18 protein-coding genes, 1 pseudogene and 1 riboswitch are annotated in these 17,561 nt (G+C 71.7%); of the genes and pseudogenes, 11 read left to right on the top strand and 8 right to left on the bottom strand.

Annotated features, from left to right (window positions below; translation table 11 throughout):
- The first annotated feature begins 13 nt into the window (after nucleotides 1-13).
- The 7 genes and pseudogenes from J7I97_RS29550 (at nucleotide 14) to J7I97_RS29525 (ending at nucleotide 4,782) form a co-directional block, all read left to right on the top strand.
- On the top strand, nucleotides 14-721 hold the full coding sequence (locus J7I97_RS29550; protein WP_214940921.1) for a 1-acyl-sn-glycerol-3-phosphate acyltransferase: 708 nt from the start codon (nucleotides 14-16) through the stop codon (nucleotides 719-721).
- Between the two features lie 59 nt (nucleotides 722-780).
- Nucleotides 781-1,995, top strand: coding sequence for a MacS family sensor histidine kinase (macS, locus tag J7I97_RS29545; protein WP_214940842.1), 1,215 nt, complete (start codon nucleotides 781-783; stop codon nucleotides 1,993-1,995).
- A gap of 50 nt (nucleotides 1,996-2,045) precedes the next feature.
- Nucleotides 2,046-2,690 carry a response regulator transcription factor gene (locus tag J7I97_RS29540; RefSeq protein ID WP_214940918.1) on the top strand — a complete coding sequence of 215 codons (645 nt, stop codon included), beginning with the start codon at nucleotides 2,046-2,048 and terminating at the stop codon, nucleotides 2,688-2,690.
- A 185-nt stretch (nucleotides 2,691-2,875) separates the two neighbouring features.
- Nucleotides 2,876-3,904 carry a 6-phosphofructokinase gene (locus J7I97_RS29535; protein WP_214940840.1) on the top strand — a complete coding sequence of 343 codons (1,029 nt, stop codon included), beginning with the start codon at nucleotides 2,876-2,878 and terminating at the stop codon, nucleotides 3,902-3,904.
- A 131-nt stretch (nucleotides 3,905-4,035) separates the two neighbouring features.
- Nucleotides 4,036-4,266, top strand: a pseudogene (locus tag J7I97_RS29530) (2-hydroxyacid dehydrogenase); the annotation flags it as partial.
- Nucleotides 4,267-4,283: 17 nt separating this feature from the next.
- Nucleotides 4,284-4,415 carry a hypothetical protein gene (locus tag J7I97_RS39690; RefSeq protein ID WP_285441124.1) on the top strand — a complete coding sequence of 44 codons (132 nt, stop codon included), beginning with the start codon at nucleotides 4,284-4,286 and terminating at the stop codon, nucleotides 4,413-4,415.
- Nucleotides 4,416-4,500: 85 nt separating this feature from the next.
- Nucleotides 4,501-4,782, top strand: a complete 282-nt coding sequence (locus tag J7I97_RS29525) for a hypothetical protein (protein ID WP_214940837.1) — start codon at nucleotides 4,501-4,503, stop codon at nucleotides 4,780-4,782.
- A 93-nt stretch (nucleotides 4,783-4,875) separates the two neighbouring features.
- Here the strand turns inward: J7I97_RS29525 and J7I97_RS29520 are convergent, their stop codons facing one another.
- A complete protein-coding gene (locus tag J7I97_RS29520; protein ID WP_214940833.1) occupies nucleotides 4,876-6,756 on the bottom strand; it encodes an anthranilate synthase family protein in 1,881 nt (626 codons plus the stop codon).
- Between the two features lie 374 nt (nucleotides 6,757-7,130).
- Here J7I97_RS29520 and J7I97_RS29515 point away from each other — a divergent pair, with 374 nt between their 5' ends.
- Nucleotides 7,131-8,495, top strand: coding sequence for a class II 3-deoxy-7-phosphoheptulonate synthase (locus tag J7I97_RS29515; protein ID WP_374103543.1), 1,365 nt, complete (start codon nucleotides 7,131-7,133; stop codon nucleotides 8,493-8,495).
- 157 nt (nucleotides 8,496-8,652) lie between these two features.
- Nucleotides 8,653-8,913 carry a bacterioferritin-associated ferredoxin gene (locus J7I97_RS29510; RefSeq protein WP_214940829.1) on the top strand — a complete coding sequence of 87 codons (261 nt, stop codon included), beginning with the start codon at nucleotides 8,653-8,655 and terminating at the stop codon, nucleotides 8,911-8,913.
- A 15-nt stretch (nucleotides 8,914-8,928) separates the two neighbouring features.
- Here J7I97_RS29510 and bfr read toward each other — a convergent pair whose 3' ends face one another.
- A complete protein-coding gene (gene bfr / locus J7I97_RS29505) occupies nucleotides 8,929-9,408 on the bottom strand; it encodes a bacterioferritin (protein WP_053676038.1) in 480 nt (159 codons plus the stop codon).
- A gap of 172 nt (nucleotides 9,409-9,580) precedes the next feature.
- Between bfr and J7I97_RS29500 the strand changes: the two genes are divergently transcribed.
- Nucleotides 9,581-10,213 (top strand): sulfite oxidase-like oxidoreductase, encoded by a 633-nt coding sequence (locus J7I97_RS29500; protein ID WP_214940826.1) that lies wholly within the window; start codon nucleotides 9,581-9,583, stop codon nucleotides 10,211-10,213.
- A gap of 13 nt (nucleotides 10,214-10,226) precedes the next feature.
- On the opposite strand, the gene J7I97_RS29495 is transcribed toward J7I97_RS29500, so the two are convergent.
- The 6 genes from J7I97_RS29495 to thiO form a co-directional block, all read right to left on the bottom strand.
- On the bottom strand, nucleotides 10,227-10,781 hold the full coding sequence (locus tag J7I97_RS29495; protein ID WP_214940824.1) for a DUF4396 domain-containing protein: 555 nt from the start codon (nucleotides 10,779-10,781) through the stop codon (nucleotides 10,227-10,229).
- 79 nt (nucleotides 10,782-10,860) lie between these two features.
- A complete protein-coding gene (locus tag J7I97_RS29490; RefSeq protein WP_214940822.1) occupies nucleotides 10,861-11,730 on the bottom strand; it encodes a deoxyribonuclease IV in 870 nt (289 codons plus the stop codon).
- 6 nt (nucleotides 11,731-11,736) lie between these two features.
- Complete coding sequence (gene pknB / locus J7I97_RS29485; RefSeq protein ID WP_214940820.1) at nucleotides 11,737-13,644, bottom strand: Stk1 family PASTA domain-containing Ser/Thr kinase; 1,908 nt, start codon at nucleotides 13,642-13,644, stop codon at nucleotides 11,737-11,739.
- 193 nt (nucleotides 13,645-13,837) lie between these two features.
- Nucleotides 13,838-14,632, bottom strand: a complete 795-nt coding sequence (locus J7I97_RS29480) for a thiazole synthase (protein WP_214940818.1) — start codon at nucleotides 14,630-14,632, stop codon at nucleotides 13,838-13,840.
- A 3-nt stretch (nucleotides 14,633-14,635) separates the two neighbouring features.
- Nucleotides 14,636-14,836 carry a sulfur carrier protein ThiS gene (gene thiS / locus J7I97_RS29475; RefSeq protein ID WP_214940816.1) on the bottom strand — a complete coding sequence of 67 codons (201 nt, stop codon included), beginning with the start codon at nucleotides 14,834-14,836 and terminating at the stop codon, nucleotides 14,636-14,638.
- Nucleotides 14,833-16,005, bottom strand: coding sequence for a glycine oxidase ThiO (thiO, locus tag J7I97_RS29470; protein WP_214940814.1), 1,173 nt, complete (start codon nucleotides 16,003-16,005; stop codon nucleotides 14,833-14,835). Before thiO ends, thiS begins: the two co-directional genes overlap by 4 nt.
- Nucleotides 16,003-16,115: riboswitch (TPP riboswitch) on the bottom strand. Its footprint overlaps the gene before it by 3 nt.
- 115 nt (nucleotides 16,116-16,230) lie before the next feature.
- Between thiO and J7I97_RS29465 the strand changes: the two genes are divergently transcribed.
- Nucleotides 16,231-17,457 carry an FAD-dependent oxidoreductase gene (locus J7I97_RS29465; protein WP_308363320.1) on the top strand — a complete coding sequence of 409 codons (1,227 nt, stop codon included), beginning with the start codon at nucleotides 16,231-16,233 and terminating at the stop codon, nucleotides 17,455-17,457.
- The last annotated feature ends 104 nt before the right edge of the window (nucleotides 17,458-17,561 follow it).

Genomic DNA, 17,561 nt, shown 5'->3' with positions numbered 1-17,561 from the left:
GATCTACGGCGCAATGAAGTTCTCCATCGGGGGGTCCCTGAAGCTCGCCTTCAGGCCGTGGGTGGAGGGCCTCGAGAACATTCCCGCGGAGGGGCCGGCGATCCTCGCGAGCAACCACCTGTCCTTCTCGGACTCCTTCTTCCTCCCGGCCGTACTGGACCGGAAGGTCACCTTCATCGCGAAGGCGGAGTACTTCACCTCCCCCGGCGTCAAGGGCAAGCTGACCGCCGCCTTCTTCAAGGGTGTGGGCCAGCTCCCGGTGGACCGCTCCGGCGCCCGCGGAGCCGGCGAGGCCGCCATCAAGAGCGGTATCGACGTCATCGAGCGCGGAGAGCTGTTCGGTATCTACCCCGAGGGGACGCGTTCACCCGACGGCCGCCTCTACCGCGGTAAGCCCGGCGGCCTGGCCCGCGTGGCCCTGGCCACCGGCGCGCCCGTGATCCCCGTCGCGATGATCGACACCGAGAAGATCCAGCCGCCCGGCAAGGTGGTCCCGAAGCTGATGCGCCCGGGCATCCGGATCGGCAAGCCGCTGGACTTCAGCCGCTACCAGGGCATGGACAGCGACCGCTTCATCCTGCGCTCGGTGACCGACGAGGTCATGTACGAGATCATGAAGCTTTCCGGCCAGGAGTACGTCGACATCTACGCGACGGCCGCCAAGCGCCAGATCGCCGACGCCGAGAAGGCGGCCAAGGCCGCCGACAAGAGCGCGGAGTAGCGGAGCAGCGGAGCAGCGGAGCAGGTGACGGGGCGGTACCGCCCGCAGGGGTGGGGGAGATGGCGAAACGCGAGCGCGTCGTACGCATGTCGGTCGAGCAGCCGCTGTGGCGGGCCCTGACCGGCTACCGGCTGCTCACCATGGTCTACGCGGTGCTGCTGTTCGGCTCCACGTACAAGAAGTTCGACCGCCCCGGGATCGCGGTCGGCTACCTCGCCGTCCTCGCCGTCTGGACCCTGGCCACCCACCGCAAGGTGGCGAACGCCGCGAGCTGTACCAAGCGGTTCCTCGGCGCCGACCTCACCGTCGCGATCGTCGGCATACTGCTCACTTCGCTCGCCGACACCCACGAGCGGATCGCGGCCGGCGGCCCCACCCTCCCCAGCATCTGGACGGCCGGCTCGGTCCTCGCCTTCGCCATCAAGGGTGGCTGGCGCTGGGCCGGCTTCGCCTCCACCTTCGTGGCCGTCGCCAACATCGTCGTCCACGGCGGCGACCCCACCCGGGACACCCTCCACAACGTCCTGCTGGTCTGGGTCGCATCCATAGCCATCGGCTACGTCGTCGAGGTCGCCCGGGCCAGCGAGGCAACCCTCGCCCGCGCCCTGGAGATCGAGGCCGCCACCCGCGAGCGCGAGCGCCTCGCCCGCGACATCCACGACGGGGTCCTCCAGGTCCTCGCCATGGTCCAGCGGCGCGGCACCGAGCTGGGCGGGGAGGCCGCCGAGCTCGGCCGGATGGCCGGGGAGCAGGAGGTGGCGCTGCGCACCCTGGTCTCCAGCGGGCTGGTGCACACCTCCCGGGTCTCCCGCGACGAGTCGCTCGGAGCGCTGGTGCACGCGTACGAGGTGGAGGAGCCGGGCGGCGACGAGGGCGAGCTCGATCTGCGGACGCTGCTCGCCCCGCACGCGGGGTCGAAGGTGAGCTTCGCCGAGCCGGGCACCCCGGTGCCGCTGCCGGTGCCCGCGGCGAAGGAGCTGGCCGCAGCGGTCTGGGCCGCCCTCGACAATGTGCGCAAGCACGCGGGGGAGGGGGCCCGGGCCTGGATCCTGGTCGAGGACTGGGGCGACGAGGTGATCGTGACCGTACGGGACGACGGGCCCGGCATCCCGGCCGGCCGGCTCGACCAGGCGGAGGGCGAAGGGCGGATGGGCGTGGCCCTGTCCATCCGGGGCCGGCTGCGTGATCTCGGCGGCACGGCCGAGCTGGTGTCCGTCCCCGGACAGGGCACCGAAGTGGAACTGAAAGTACCGAGGGGGAGGACAACCCAGTGAACGAGCCGACCGGGCAGAGCGGGCAGAGCGTGCTGAGCGAGATCAAGGTGATGGTCGTCGACGACCATCCGATGTGGCGGGACGCGGTCGCCCGCGACCTGGCCGCCGCCGGATTCGATGTCGTGGCCACCGCCGGAGACGGCCCCGAGGCGGTACGCCGGGCCCACGCGGCCGCCCCGCACGTCCTGGTCCTCGACCTCAACCTGCCGGGCATGCCCGGGGTCCAGGTCTGCAAGGAGCTGGTCGGCGCCGACCCGGCGCTGCGGGTCCTCGTCCTGTCGGCCAGCGGCGAGCACGCCGATGTCCTGGAGGCGGTCAAGTCCGGCGCCACCGGGTACCTGCTGAAGTCCGCGGGAGCCCAGGAGCTGATCGACGCGGTCCGCCGCACCGCGGCCGGCGACCCGGTCTTCACCCCGGGCCTGGCGGGCCTCGTCCTCGGCGAGTACCGGCGCCTGGCCACCGACCCGGCCCCGGCCACATCCGACGAGCCGAAGGCCCCGCAGCTGACCGACCGGGAGACCGAGGTGCTGCGGCTGGTGGCCAAGGGGCTCTCGTACAAGCAGATCGCGGAGCGGCTGGTCATCTCCCACCGCACGGTGCAGAACCACGTCCAGAACACCCTGGGCAAGCTCCAGTTGCACAACCGGGTGGAGCTCGTCCGCTACGCCATAGAGCGCGGACTCGACGACGCGTAAGGCCGTTCCCCGTGCGTACACCCGCGCCCACTTCCCCGTACGAGTGAACGGGGCGTACGCAACGCCTCGTAATTTCACCGGAATTGACCCTTCCAAGCGCCTTGATGTGACCTGAGTCACCGTTAGCGTGGCCGTCATGCGGGCTCCGCGGGCTCAGCGGGCCCTGTGGCGAAGGGAGAAATTCCATGAAGGTCGGAGTGCTGACGGGCGGCGGCGACTGCCCCGGGCTCAACGCGGTCATCCGGGCCGTCGTGCGCAAGGGTGTGCAGGAGTACGCGTACGAGTTCATCGGCTTCAAGGACGGCTGGCGCGGTGCGATCGAGGGGGACACCGTCCCCCTCGGCATCCCCGCCGTCCGCGGGATCCTGCCGCGCGGCGGGACCATCCTCGGCTCCTCGCGCACCAACCCGCTCAAGCAGGAGAACGGGGTCCGGCAGATCAAGGAGAACCTCGCCAAGTACGAGGTGGAGGCCCTCGTCGCGATCGGCGGTGAGGACACCCTGGGGGTGGCGGCCAAGCTCTACGAGGAGTACGGCATCCCGTGCGTGGGCGTGCCGAAGACCATCGACAACGACCTGTCGGCCACGGACTACACCTTCGGTTTCGACACGGCCGTCGGGATCGCCACGGAGGCCATCGACCGGCTGCACACCACGGCCGAGTCGCACATGCGGGTGCTGGTCGTCGAGGTGATGGGCCGCCACGCCGGCTGGATCGCCCTGCACTCGGGGCTGGCGGGGGGCGCCAACGTCATCCTCATCCCGGAGCAGCGCTTCGACATGGACAAGGTGTGCGCCTGGGTGACCTCCCGGTTCAAGGCGAGCTATGCGCCGATCGTGGTGGTCGCGGAGGGGGCGATGCCGACGGACGGGGAGATGGTGCTGAAGGACGCGACCCAGGACTCCTTCGGGCATGTCCGGCTGTCGGGCGTGGGCGAGTGGCTGGCGAAGGAGATCGAGGCGCGGACCGGCAAGGAAGCCCGCACGACGGTGCTCGGGCACATCCAGCGGGGCGGTACGCCGAGCGCGTTCGACCGGTGGCTGGCGACGCGGTTCGGGCTGCACGCCATCGACGCGGTGCGGGACGGGGACTTCGGCAAGATGGTCGCGCTGAAGGGGACGGACATCGTCCGGGTGTCGATCTCGGAGGCGACGGCCAGGCTGAAGACGGTGGACCCGGCGCTGTACGAGGAGGTCGGGGTCTTCTTCGGCTGATCCCGGCGATGCCCGGCGGTGCCCGGTTGCCCGGTGACGCCCGGTGACGCCCTGGGCGTATACGCGGACCATGGGTCGTATCGTGACAAGCGACCCATGGTCCGACGATTGCGCGCAGGACGGGAGTGCACGTGGAAATCCTGGCATTCGGGGTGCAGGCGGACGAGAAGCCGCTCATGGAGAGGGCGTTCGCGGGCCACCACGACGTGCGCTCCCTGGACGTCTTCCTCAACGAGGACACCGCACCGGTCGCCGCCGGGTACGAGATCGTCTCCTCCAGCGTCAACTCCGACCTGAGCGGGCGGGTGCTGCGGATCCTGGCCGCGGGCGGGACCAGGATGATCGCCCAGCGTTCCACCGGCTGATCACCTTCCCGAACGTGGTGGTGACCTCGCACCAGGCGTACTACACGCATGAGGCGGTGGGGCAGATCATCGACGCCACGGTCCGGAACGCGGCCGATTACCTGGCCGGTCGGAGGTCGGAGAACACGCTGTCCCCGGCGGGGTAGGGGACGGCGGCGGGCGCCGGGAGTTCACCTCGTTGTCGATCACCAGCCATATCGGCGGGGCCGGGCAGGGGCTAAATTCGGCCGTGTGGAGATACCTGCTGCGTTTCGCTGGATCATGCTGGCCTTTGCCGCCGTTCAGCTGCTGCTCGCCGTACGGGCCCTGCGGCCCGCGCTCCGGGCCGAAGCCGGGCAGCGCATCGACCGGTGGCTGGCCTTCGCCGACCAGTTCCTGGGGGCGCCGGTCTCGCTGGCGCTCGCGTTCGGCGCGTTCGACGTGCTCTTCCCCCTGCTGGTGCTGCTGGGACCGGTGCTGACCTGGCAGCTCGTACGCAGCTTCCAGTCGGGCCGCAAGCCGAAGCCCGTCTAGTCGTCCCGCTGCGCCGAGCCCTCCCCGCCACGCCCTTTCACCGTTTCCGCCTCCAACGCCGGCGGGGCTGATTTCAGCCCCGCCGGACACCGCCTACGCCGGGGTGGTCGACCGGACCTGGGTCAGGAGGTCGTGGAGGAGTTCCGCGCCGCGGAGGGTGAGGACCGACTCCGGGTGGAACTGGACCCCCGCGAAGCCGCCGTCGGCCGACCGCAGGGCGTGGACCTCGCCCGTGGCCCGGTCCCGGGAGACCTCGACGCCGGTCAGGCCGAGCCGGTCCGCCGCCGCGTCGTCACACCGCGCCGTGTACGTGTTGTAGAACCCGACGACCTCCTCGGCCCCGAAGAGGTCGATCCGGGTCTGCGCCCCCTGCGCCGGCTCCGCCTTGCGGATCAGCGGCAGGCCCAGCTCGGCGGCGAGCAGCTCGTGCCCGAGGCAGACCCCCAGGACGCCGCCCCGGTGCGAGGCCAGGAGGTCCGCCGCCAGGGCGCGCAGCAGCCGCATCCTGGGATCGGCCGCGTCCGCCGGGTTGCCCGGGCCCGGACCCAGCACGATCGGGCCGTCCCAGGCCATGGCCGCCGCCCGCAGCCCCGGATCGTCGTAGCGGCGTACGGTCACCTCCAGCCCGGTCACCCGCAGGACGTGGGCCAGCATCGCCGTGAAGGTGTCCTCCGCGTCCACCACCAGGGCGTGGCCCGCCGCCGACGCCGGCCGATCCTGCATCCGGAGCCAGAACGGGGCCAGGTCCTGGCGCCGGGAGGCCAGGGCCGCCTGGACCCGGGGGTCGTCCGCCAGCCGCGCCCCGTCGAAGGCCGGCCGCGGGGCCGCCGGCCGGACCCCGAGCGCCGCCAGCACGCCCGCGGCCTTCGCGTGGGTCTCCGCCACCTCGCCCGCCGGGTCGGAGTGACGCACCAGCGTGGCGCCGACCGGGACGCGCAGGGTGCCGTCCGGTGCGATGTCGGCGGTGCGGATCAGGATGGGGGAATCCAGGGTCTGCGCCCCGGCGGAGTCGTGCCCCAGCAGGGCCAGCGCGCCCGCGTAGTAGCCGCGGCCCCCGGCCTCGTACCGCTCGATGACCCGGCAGGCGTTCTGCACCGGTGAGCCCGTAACCGTTGCCGCGAACATGGTCTCCCGCAGCACCTCCCGCACGTCCAGCGAGGACCGGCCGCGCAGCTCGTACTCGGTGTGCGCGAGGTGCGCCATCTCCTTCAGCCGCGGTCCGACGACGACCCCGCCCATGTCGCCGACGGTGCACATCATCTTGAGCTCCTCGTCCACCACCATGGACAGCTCCTCGGTCTCCTTGCGGTCACCGAGGAAGGCGAGGAGGGACTCGGCCGTGGGGCCCTCGGACGGGTAGCGGTACGTTCCGCTGATCGGGTTCATCACGACCGTGCCGCCGGACATCCGCACGTGCACCTCCGGGCTCGCGCCGATCAGGGTGCGCTCGCCGGTGTGGACGACATACGTCCAGTACGCGCCCCGCTCGCCCAGCAGCAACCGCCGGAACAGCGCGAGCGCGTCGGCCCGGCCGAAGCCCTCGATCCGGCCCTCGTACGTACGCCGGATGACGAAGTTCGCACCCTCCCCGCGGCCGATCTCGTCCCGGATGACCCGCTCGACCGTGGCCGCGTACTCCTCGTCCGGCACGTCGAAGCCGCCGCTCTCCACCCGTACCGCGTGGTCCGGCAGCGCCTCCAGCGCCCGCGCGAGCGGGATCTCGTACGCCTCCTCGGCCACCAGCACGCTCAGCGGCGTGCCGTCGTCGCGTACGTCGAATCCGCGCTCCCGGATCTGCCGGAACGGTACGAGCGCCAGGGTCGGCAGCTCCCCGACGGGCAGGTCGGCGAGGCGCCCGGCCTCGTGGACGGCGCCGATCAGCACCTCGACGGTGTCGTGGTCGCGGCCGGGCGTCCGGCGGCGCAGAAGGGCGAACGGCGGGCAGGAGTCGTCGAGCAGACGGCTGAGTTCCATGGGGCGGGCGTCCTTCTCGGTGAGGTGAGGCGAGACGAGTCGAGACGAGACGAGGCGAGAGAGAGGGGGACGGCCCGGGCCCGGAAACGCCGAAGGCCGCCCCTCGGGCGGCCTTCGCGTCGCGTCGTTCGTGTCAGTGGGTACGCGCGAGGGGTGGGCCGCCGGAAGCGGGCCACCACCAGTTCTGGTTCGAGTGCGCGTACATGCCGCCGACCATAGCCCACCCGTTGCCGGAGGCGAAGCATCCGAATACGCCCGGCGTATGCCCGCCGCATGACCGCCGCGGCGGTCCGAAACAGGGCCTCGGTGCGCTCTGAGAGACTTCTGTCTCACGTTGTGGGCGTCGGGCTGGACGGGGCGCGTAACGCCGTAATGTGTACGAGGTGACCGTGAACGCTGAAACCCAAGCCCCCGCCGCCAAGGCGACCTGGCGAGACCTTCCCGCGGCGCAGCAGCCTTCGTACCCCGATGCCGAGGCTCTGCGCGCTGTCGTCGCGGACCTCGAGTCGTATCCTCCCCTCGTTTTCGCGGGTGAGTGCGACCAGCTGCGCGCCCGTCTGGGAGCCGTCGCCAAGGGCGAGGCGTTCCTGCTCCAGGGCGGCGACTGCGCCGAGGCCTTCGACGCCGTGTCCGCCGAACACATCCGCGCCAAGCTGAAGACGCTGCTCCAGATGAGCGCCGTCCTGACCTACGCGGCCTCCGTGCCCGTCGTCAAGGTCGGCCGGATCGCGGGCCAGTACTCCAAGCCGCGTTCCAAGGACACCGAGACCCGCGACGGCATCACCCTGCCGACCTACCGCGGCGACTCCGTCAACGGCTTCGCCTTCACCGAAGAGGCCCGGATCCCGGACCCCGAGCGGCTGAAGCAGATGTACCACGCGTCCGCGTCGACGCTGAACCTGGTGCGCGCCTTCACCACCGGTGGCTACGCCGACCTGCGCCAGGTGCACGCCTGGAACCAGGACTTCGTGAGGTCCTCCCCGTCCGGGCAGCGCTACGAGCAGCTCGCGCGGGAGATCGACAACGCGCTGAACTTCATGAAGGCCTGCGGCACCGACCCGGCCGAGTTCAAGGCCGTCGAGTTCTACGCCTCCCACGAGGCGCTGCTGCTCGACTACGAGGGTGCGCTGACCCGCACCGACTCGCGGACCGGCAAGCTGTACGACACCTCCGGCCACATGGTCTGGATCGGTGAGCGCACCCGCCAGCTGGACCACGCGCACATCGAGTTCTGCTCGCAGATCGCCAACCCGATCGGCATCAAGCTCGGCCCGACCACCACGGTGGACGAGGCGCTGACGTACATCGACCGCCTGGACCCCGAGCGCGAGCCGGGCCGGCTCACCTTCGTCGTCCGCATGGGCGCCGACAAGGTCCGCGACAAGCTCCCCGAACTGGTCGAGAAGGTCACCGCCTCCGGCGCGACCGTCGCCTGGGTGACCGACCCGATGCACGGCAACACCTTCGAGGCCGCCTCCGGCCACAAGACGCGCCGTTTCGACGACGTGCTCGACGAGGTCAAGGGCTTCTTCGAGGTCCACAAGGGCCTCGGCACCCACCCGGGCGGCATCCACGTCGAGCTCACCGGTGACGACGTCACCGAGTGCGTGGGCGGCGGCGACGAGATCTTCGTCGACGACCTGCACCAGCGCTACGAGACGGCCTGCGACCCGCGGCTCAACCGCAGCCAGTCCCTGGACCTGGCGTTCCTGGTCGCAGAGATGTACCGGGACCAGTAAGTAAGCAGCTCGTGACAGTGGGGCGCGGATCGATGTGATCCGCGCCCCACTGTCGTTCCCAGGGCTTTTAGGCGACCCTAACTTTGGGTACGGTTAGGTAAGCCTCACCGAATAGGGGTGGCTCGCAGAACCATTCCTTACCTGGGAGGTGAACCGCGTGTACGTCTGCTCTTGCTTCGGGATCACCGACGAGCAGGTCAAGGACCACGCGGCTGCCGGGGCCTGCACGCCGCGCCAGATCGCCTCGGCCACCAAGGCCGGAACCGACTGCGGTTCTTGCGTGCGCACCATCCAGGGCCTCCTCGGCCGCGGGGCCTGCCCGCGCCGCGAACTGCTCGAAACGGGCAACGCGGCCGCCGTGCTCGCCGCGGACCCGGCGTTCTCCACTGCCGGACCCCGGCTCGCCGAAGCCGCGTAGCTCGGCTCGTGTGGCTCAGCTTTCGGGCTGCTCGATCAGCTGCGCGATGTAGAGCGGCTCGCCGATGCTCTCGATGAGCTCCAGCTGGGTGTCGAGGTAGTCGATGTGGTGCTCCTCGTCCTCCAGGATCTCCTCGAACAGCCGCGCCGAGGTGATGTCACCCTTGCCGCGCATGACCTCGATCCCGCGCTTGAGGCGGTCGATCGCCTCGACCTCCACCTGCCGGTCCGCCTGGAACATCTCCGTCAGGGTCTGGCCGACGCGGACGTGGAAGAGGCGCTGGTAGTTCGGGAGGCCGTCGAGCATCAGGATGCGCTCGGTGATCTTGTCCGCGTGCTTCATCTCGTCGATGGACTCGGCACGGGTGTAGTTCGCGAGCTTGGTCCAACCCTTGTTGTCCTGGATCCGGTAGTGAAGCCAGTACTGGTTGATCGCCGTGAGCTCGCCGGTCAGCTGCTCGTTCAGAAACTCAAGGACCTCGGGGTCGCCCTGCATCGCAGAGGCTCCTTCCAAGCAATGTCAGCTACGTGACTGGGCAGTGCGCGCATCCTTGCACCGCCGCAGGAGGCCGTCCAGTAAGTGCCTCCTTAGTGGGAGTTGCCGTGACTTGCCCGAATCGGCCCGGAGCTGGTCACGACCACCCCGCGACGTCTGTCACCATGGAGTCATGGGTCAGCCGGAAAGCCGGGAATCTCCGGGAGCAGAGCAGCTTGAGCTCCCACCGGGACAGCGGTTGCAGCGCGGCTGGCCGGTCACCCATTACGGGCCCGTCCCCAAGTTCAAGCCGGACCGCTGGGAGTTCCGCGTCTTCGGTGCGACGGCCGACGGTGAGAAGCACTGCTGGAACCACGAGGAGTTCACGGCCCTGCCGTTCGACTCGGTGGTGGCGGATCTGCACTGCGTGACGAAGTTCAGCATGCCGGGAGCCGAATGGGGCGGGGTGCTCGCGCGCACCGTCCTCGAACTGGCCCCGCCCGCCCCGCAGGCCACGCATGTGATGGTGTGGGCCGAGTACGGCTTCAGCTCGAACCTGCGGATGGCCGATTTCGCCTCCGAGCGGACCGTTTTCGCCACCCACCAGGGCGGTGAACTGCTGACCGCCGAGCACGGGTTCCCCGTGCGGCTGGTCGTCCCGCACCTGTACGCCTGGAAGGGCCCCAAGTGGGTGCGCGGCGTCGAGTACATGACCGCCGACCGCCGCGGCTTCTGGGAGGAGCGCGGCTACCACAACATCGGCGACCCCTGGCGCGAGCAGCGCTACTCGTACCAGGAGGAGCCGGGGGACGGCCCCGAGCTGTAGTCGTCGGCGGGCGTCAGTGGTGGTACTGGTGGACGACCGCGTGACCCTTGCCGCGGCCGATCATCCACTTGTTGACCGGCGTCGTCACGACGAACGCAAGGGCGAGCGAGATCGCCAGGGCGATCCAGAACAGCGCCTCCGAGAGGTGGGCGTCCATGGCGCCGGGCCACACGAGGATCACCCCGTTGTCGATCAGCTCCATGACGGCGATCGAAAGAGTGTCCGCCGCCAGCGCCACCCGGACGGCCGTACGGAAGTCAACGCCGGCGGTGAGGATCCCGCGCAGGGTGAGCGCGTAGCCGAAGAAGAACGCGAGGACGATCGCGAGGGCCATCGTCGGGAGGTTTCCCCAGCCCAGCGCCGTCCCGACGATCATGCCGAGCACTTCGCCGATGGCGCATCCGGTGAGGCAGTGGAGGGTGGCCCGGGCGGCCATGGCCCAGCTGACCTGGCCGTGCTCGTGGCCGTGCTCGTGGCCGTGCTCGTGCCCGTGCCCGTGCTCCTGGCCGTGGTGCGCTTCGTGCGCGTCGTGCTGATGGTGGTTCGCGTGAGCGTGCTCGCGGTCCATCGGAAACCCCCTGGGGACGCCGGATAACGGTCCTGCGGATAGCACAACCGTATACCCCCCAGGGGTATTCCTCAACGGGTCAGTGAAGCTCGCGGAGCTCCTTCAGCAGGGCCACGTCCGCCGCGTGCCCCTCCTTGCCGCCCGGCGTCTCGATGATGAGCGGAACGCCGTCCGTCGCGGGGTGCGAGAACAGCTCCGCGAAGGCGTCCCGGCCGATGTGGCCCTGGCCGATGTTGGCGTGCCGGTCCTTGTGGGCGCCGACGCCCTCCTTGGAGTCGTTGGCGTGGATCAGCTTCAGCCGGCCCTCGCCGACCGTGTCCACCAGCAGGTCCAGCGTCTGCTTGGTGCCGCCGGGCTCCGCGAGGTCGTGCCCGGCCGCGAAGATGTGGCAGGTGTCCAGGCAGATGCCGAGCTTCGGATGGTGGTCGAGCGCCTCGAAGTACGGGCCGAAGTCCCAGGTCCGCGAGCAGAGCGAGAACCCCTGCCCGGCGGTGGACTCCAGCAGCAGGAACGGGTCGTCGTCGTGCGTCAGCTCATCGAGCAACGGCAGCATGTGCTCCCTGACCTGCGCGTACGCCTCCTCGCGCGGGCGGCCTCCGGTCGCCGAGCCGGTGTGGACCACCACACCCAGCGCGCCGATCTCCCGGCCGCGGCGCAGCGAGTGCCGCAGCGACTCCACCGACTTCTCCACCGTCGCCTCGGTGTGGGAGCCGAAGTTGATCAGGTAGGGCGCGTGCACGTACGCCGGGATGCCCTCGGCGGCGCACTGGGCGCGGAACAGCTCGTCCTGCGCCGGATTGCCGACCGGGGTGGCCCAGCCGCGCGGATTGGCCACGAAGACCTGGACGGCCTCGGCGCCCATCTCCCGCGCGTAGGTCAGCCCGACCGAGGCGAGCCCGCCGGCGACGGGGACGTGTCCGCCCACGGGATTGCGTATGGCCTGTTCCATGTACCGCTACAGCCCCTTGGTCCGGAGGGTGATCGTGCTGCCCTCGGGGGCGTTCTGGCCGCCCGCGACCGACTGGGCGTCCACCGTGTTGCTGAAGGAGAGGAACGGGCGCTCCACCTTCACCTTGAACCCGGCCGCCTCCAGGGTCTTTCGAGCCGCGTCCACCTCCTGGCCGACCACGTTCGGCACCTGGACCGGGCGCGGGCCCTTGGAGAGCGTGAGGGTCACCGTGTCGCCCGCCGCGGCCTGGGTGCCGGCGCCGACCGACTGGTTGGCGACCGTACCGGCGGCGAAGGGGGAATTGACCTGCTCGGCGGCCGTCTCCACCTTGAGGCCGAGGTCCTGCAGAGCGGCGCGGGCCTGGTCCACGGGCCGGCCGGCCACGTTCGGGACCTGGACCGGACGGCCCTTGCTGACCACGAGGGCGATCGCCGTGTCGGGCGCCCGCTTCTGGCCGCCCGCCGGGGAGGTGCTGATCACCGAGCCCTGGGCGACGTCCTGGCTGAAAACCTGCGTGACGATGCCGGGTGCGAGGCCCGTCCTCGTCAGCTCGGCCTTGGCCTCCTCCAGCGGCTTGCCCGTGAGGTCGGGCACCGCGACGACCTCCGGGCCGCGGGAGACGGTGATCGTCACCGAGCCGTTGCCGCGGATCCGCTTGCCGCCCGCGGGATCGGTGTCCATGACGGTCCCGCGGTCGAAGACCCCGCTGAACCTCCGCTCGACCCGCTTCACACCGATTCCGGCCTCCGTGAGTTCGGACCTGGCCTGCGCCTCGGACTTGCCGAGCAGGTTGGGGACCTGGGTGAACTGGCCGGAGTTGATGTACCAGACACCGGTGCCGAGGCCGAGCGCGAGGAGGACACCGGCGATCACGAGGAGCGTGCCGCGGCGGGGCCGGCGGTCCCGCGACCGCGCGGCCGGGGCCGGCGGCGTGGGCATCTGCAGGCGGGAGGTGTGGTGCACGGGCTGCTGTCCCTCGGCCACCGGCCGCGGGATCACGCTGGTGCGGTCCTCGGTCGAGCTCCGCTCCTCGGCGCGCGCCTGCGGCGGTACGGAGTCCAGCTCGGCCTCGCTGAGCTGCGCACGGGCGTCGAGGGTCAGGCCCAGCAGGGCGGCCGCGTCGTAGGGGCGCAGGTCGGGGTTGCGGGCGGCGGCGTGCGCGACGAGCTCGTCGAGGGCGACGGGCAGTCCCGGGACGGTGGCCGACGGGGGCGGGACATCCTCGTTGAGGTGCTGGTAGAGCACCTGGGCGGCGGTGCCGCCGGTGTGCGGTTTGGCCCCGGTGAGCATCTCGTAGAGGACGACACCGCAGGCGTAGACGTCCACGCGGGTGTCGGTGACGCCGTTCTCGATCTGCTCGGGGGCGAGGTACGACACGGTGCCGAGCACGGAGCCGGTGGTGTTGGTGACGGAGTCGACGGACCGGACCAGCCCGAAGTCGGCCACCTTGACCCGGCCGTCGTCGCCGATCAGCACGTTCTCGGGCTTCATGTCGCGGTGGACGAAACCGGCCCGGTGGGCCGCGCCGAGGGCGGCGAGGACGGGTTCGAGGATGTCGAGGGCGGCGCGGGGCTGGAGCGCGCCGCGCTCGCGGAGCACGTCGCGCAGGGTGCAGCCGGAGACGTACTCCATGGCGAGGTACGTGTACGGGCCGTCGGTGCCCTGGTCGAAGACGGCCACCACATTGGGGTGGGCGAGCCGGGCGACGGACTTGGCCTCGCGGATGAAGCGGTCGACGAAGGCGGCATCGGCGGCGAGGGCCGGATGCATCACCTTCAGTGCGAGGACGCGGTCGAGGCGGGTGTCGAGGGCGCGGTAGACCGTGGCCATGCCGCCTGCCGCGATGCGGGCGTCGACGCGGTAGCGGCCGTCGAGCACGCGCCCGACGAGGGGGTCATCCAGGGTCGTATCCACCCGGCGATTCTACGAGTGCGCGGCGTCGCCCCGACCAGGGCGGCCCGCGTTGCAGCGCACCTGTGACGTCCCCGCCACCCGTGACCCCGCTGCGCGGCGCCTCTCCCGCCCCGCCCTTTCTCCGTTTCCGCCTCGAACGCCGACGGAGCTGAAAACAGCCCCGCCGGCGTTCGACTCCGCGCTGCGGACGCCGTCAGAAGGCCGGGCGTTCCGGGTCGAGGGTGGCGCGGCCCGCCGCGGGCGAGGAGGCTTCAGCGAAGCGCCGTTGCGGGATGCGGCCCGCCCGGAAGGCCAGGCGGCCCGCCGAGACGGCGTCCCGCATGGCCGCGGCCATGAGGACGGGGGACTGGGCCCGGGTGACCGCCGAGGCCAGCATGACCCCGGCACACCCCAGTTCCATCGCCAGCGCCGCGTCCGACGCGGTCCCCGCCCCCGCGTCCAGGATCACCGGCACCCCGGCCCGCTCCGCGATCAGCTCGAAGTTGTGCGGGTTCCTGATGCCCATCCCGGAGCCGATCGGGGAACCCAGCGGCATGATCGCCGCACACCCCACATCCTCCAGCTTCCGCGCCAGCACCGGATCGTCGTTCGTGTAAGGCAGCACGGTGAAGCCCTCGTCCACCAGAGTCTCCGCCGCGTCCAGCAGCTCGACACCGTCCGGCAGCAGGGTCCGCTCGTCCGCGACGACCTCCAGCTTGATCCAGTCCGTGCCCAGCGCCTCACGCGCGAGGCGCGCCGTTAGCACCGCCTCGCCCGCCGTGAAGCAGCCCGCCGTGTTCGGCAGGACCGCGATCCCGAGCCGGGCCAGGACCGACAGGACCGAGCCCTGCACCGTCGGGTCCAGGCGGCGCATCGCCACCGTGGTGAGCTCGGTGCCGGAGGCGACCAGGGCGCGTTCCAGGATGTCGAGGCTCGGCGCCCCGCCCGTACCCATGATCAGGCGGGAGGAGAAGGTCCGGCCGCCCAGTTCGAAGACGTCGTCAGCCATGGCTCAGCCCCCCTGGACCGCGGTGAGGACCTCGACCCGGTCGCCCTCGCCCACCGGCGTGAGCGACCACTGCCCGCGCGGGACCACGGTCTCGTTGAGCGCGGCGGCGACCCCGGACGGGGCCGCGGTCAGCGTGGCGACCACCGCGTCGAGCGTGGTGCCGGCCGCGACCTCGCGCGGCTCGCCGTTGACGGAGATGGTCATGCGTACGACTCCTGACGTGCCTGGGCGAAGCGGCGGGGGGTGAACGGGCGGGCGGCCTCCGGCAGTTCGCCGGTGGTCAGCAGCTCCGCCATCACATCGCCGGTGACCGGGGTCAGCAGTACCCCGTTGCGGTAGTGCCCGGTGGCCAGGTGCAGCCCGGGCAGGTCGGTCGGGCCGAGCAGCGGCGCGTTGTCCGGCGAGCCGGGGCGCAGTCCCGCCCGGGTCTCGGTCAGCGGGAGTTCGGTGATGCCGGGTACCAGTTCGTGGGCGTCGCGCAGCAGCTCGTACACCCCGCCCGCGGTGACGGTGGTGTCCCAGCCGAGTTCCTCGCTGGTGGCGCCGACGACGAGTTCGCCGTTCTCGCGCGGGACGAGGTAGACGTGGCTTCCGCGCACCACGGCCCGTACGGTCCGGGACAGGAACGGCGCGTAGGCCGGCGGCACGGTGAGCCGGAGTACCTGGCCCTTCACCGGCCGCACGGGGGCCGCCACCTCGGGCGGTACGCCGGCCAGCCGGCCGCTGAGCGAGCCCGCGGCCAGGACGACCTGGTCGGCGCGCAGCTCCGTACCGTCGTCGAGCCGCGCGCCGGCGGCCCGGTCGGCGGTGACGAGCAGCCGCTCCGCGCTCGCCCGGTGGATGGCGACGCCGGCCCGTTCGCAGGCGGCCAGCAGCGCTGCCGCGAGCCGGCGCGGATCCACCTGGTGGTCGCCGTCCACGCGCAGGCCGCCCCGTACGCCCGGGGCCAGCAGCGGCTCCAGGCGGCGGCACTCGCGGCCGGTCAGCCATTCGGAATCCAGGCCGCATCGGCGCTGGAGGGCGTGCAGCTCGCGCAGGTGCAGCCGGTCGTCGGCGTCGAGGGCCACGGCGAGGGTGCCGCAGGCGCGGTAGCCGATGTCCAGGCCGCCGCTGGCCTCGGCGAGCTCGGCGGCGAACTCCGGATAGCGGGCGGCGGAGGCGAGATTGAGACCGAGGAGGGTCTCCTCGCCGTAGTGCAGTTCGGTGACGGCGGCGAGCATGCCGGCCGCGACCTGGGCGGCGCCGCCGCCGGGGGACGGGTCGGCGAGTACGGTCCGCAGCCCGCGCCGGGCGGCCCGCCAGGCGGTGACCAGGCCGATGATCCCACCCCCGATGACGAGGACGTCGGACCCGGCTTTCTTCAATGAGTGCATGGGCGTCCAGCCCCTCCCTTCGCCGGCATGACCCGGATCAGGTTCGTACGGTCGGAGGCCGGCCAGCCTCCCTCTCAGCCCGGTGCGCCCGGACTCCCGCGATAGGTACGGTGGCCAGACTATCCCCGGCGCCGATGCGGGGTAAGGCTGCCTCCCCGGGGCCGTTCCCCGGCCTTTCCCCCATCCCTGTTCCTGACGGGTCGTCAGATGATTAGGGTGGGCCGGGTGAGCGAGCAGACGGAACAGACGGAACAGAGTCAGAGCGGCATCGTCATCGTCGGCGCCGGAATGGCCGGGGTGCAGACCGCGGTCGCCCTCCGGGAACAGGGCTTCACCGGCCCTGTGACCTTGCTGGGCGCCGAACCCCACCAGCCCTACGACCGGCCCCCGCTGTCCAAGGCGGTGCTGCTCGGCAAGGCCGAGGGATCCGCGTTCGACGTGGACTTCGAAGGGCTCGGCATCGAGCTCCGGCTCGGTACGGAGGTCACCGGGCTGCGGGCCGCCGAGCGCGAGCTGGACACGGAGGCGGGCCCCGTCCCGTACGAGGTGCTCGTGCTGGCGACCGGCGCCGAACCGCTGACCCTGCCGGGGTCCGAGGGCGTCCCGGGCGTGCATCTGCTGCGCACCCTGGACGATGCGGAGCGGCTGCGGCCGGTGCTGGCGGCGGCGCCGGCGACGGTGGTCGTCGGGGCGGGGTGGATCGGCGCGGAGTTCGCCACCGCCGCGCGGGAGGCGGGCTGCGAGGTGACCGTGGTCGAGGCGGCGGACCGGGTCCTGGCGGGGGCCCTGCCGGCGGAGGTCGCGGCGCCGATGGCGCGGTGGTACGCGGAGGCGGGGGCGGGCCTGCTGACCGGCGTCCGGGTGGCCTCTGTGGAGTCCGGGCGGATCCTGCTGGCGGACGGGCGTGAGCTGGCGGCGGACGCGGTGGTCGTGGGCATCGGGGCCCGGCCGGCGACGGGGTGGCTGGCGGGGTCGGGGGTGCAGCTGGGGCCGGACGGCTCGGTCACGGCGGACGCCCACCTGCGGACTTCCCTGCCGGGGGTGTACGCGGTGGGGGACTGCGCGTCCTTCCCGTCGGCGCGGTATGCGGCGCGGCTGCTGGTGCACCACTGGGACAACGCCTTGCAGGGGCCGAGGGTGGTCGCGGCGAACATCCTGGGGGGCGGGGGTGAGGTCTACGACCCGGTGCCGTACTTCTGGTCGGAGCAGTTCGGCCGCTTCGTCCAGTACGCGGGCCACCACGGCGGCGCGGACACGCTCCTGTGGCGGGGCGACCCCGCCGACCCCACCTGGTCGGTGTGCTGGCTCCGCGACGGGGCGCTGGTCGCGGTCCTCGCGGTGGGCCGCCCCCGCGACCTGGCGCAGGGCCGCAAGCTGATCGAGGCCGCCACCCCCATGGACCCGTCCAAGGTCTCCGACCCCGCGACCCCCTTGAAATCGGCCACGTCCTGAAAGACCCGTTGCCCCAGGCCGCACCGTCCAGTCGACGCGGGCCAAATCAAGCCCCGCCGGCGTTTGAGGCGCGGGGTCTGGGGCGGACCCCCAGAGGGCCCGGG

The organism is Streptomyces sp. ISL-87 (assembly GCF_018614095.1).
Taxonomy (GTDB): domain Bacteria; phylum Actinomycetota; class Actinomycetes; order Streptomycetales; family Streptomycetaceae; genus Streptomyces.
This window is presented reverse-complemented; position numbering and strand designations above follow the sequence as displayed.